1 protein-coding gene is annotated in these 628 nt (G+C 43.6%); it reads right to left on the bottom strand.

The genetic code is table 11. From position 1 onward, the window contains the following. Positions 1-177: 177 nt before the first annotated feature. Positions 178-628 (bottom strand): hypothetical protein (locus NKF06_RS20750; RefSeq protein ID WP_253246475.1); only part of this gene is annotated, 451 nt, incomplete at its 5' end.

The raw sequence follows: 628 nt of genomic DNA, 5'->3' as shown, positions 1-628 counted from the left end.
GAAACGAATGAAGAGACTCTAGCGTCATCGGTGCCACCTCCAATTCTTCTTCAATAACACTCCTTGTTGTAGGGAGCATGTCTCCTGAAAGAACCTTACCGAGTGATTCGTAAGCAACCTCTCTTCTTCGAGATTCCAAATCAGGAGATAGCACCGCAGATACAACTAGTGGTCCAACTATTGGAAGTGCCGTTTGTGCAGCACCACCGAGGATTGTTCGAATTGAATCAGCAACTTGCTCTTGGTTATTAGATAAAAATGAATTGATGCCCTTGGAGAGTTGCCCAACAACTCGCTGAGATTGGGAAGGCAGTTTATTGACAGTATTTCCCAATTCTTCCCGGTTTGGTATTTGAACATTTTCCATCCCTTTTTTCCAAGGTATCTAGACAGAATACCACGTCCCCACTCTTCATGCTCAGTAAAGAACTCGCTTACTCTACCAGGGTACAGTGTTCTTGCGTTTTCTACGGACACCCGGTTGGCAATCCATGGTACATAGGAAACGTAGTCTGGGATATCAATCGCGAAGCTGTATCTATATTCTAATTTGGATCTTACACTACTGTCTGTTAGTGAAACAGAGTCAAATAGATCCATCTTCTCGATCTCAGCTAAGTCTGATTCG

The sequence above is a fragment of the Haloferax sp. AB510 genome, from assembly GCF_024136985.1.
In the GTDB taxonomy this organism is placed as follows: domain Archaea; phylum Halobacteriota; class Halobacteria; order Halobacteriales; family Haloferacaceae; genus Haloferax.
The sequence above is the reverse complement of the archived record's forward strand: the minus strand, read 5'-3'. Positions and strand labels throughout refer to the sequence as shown.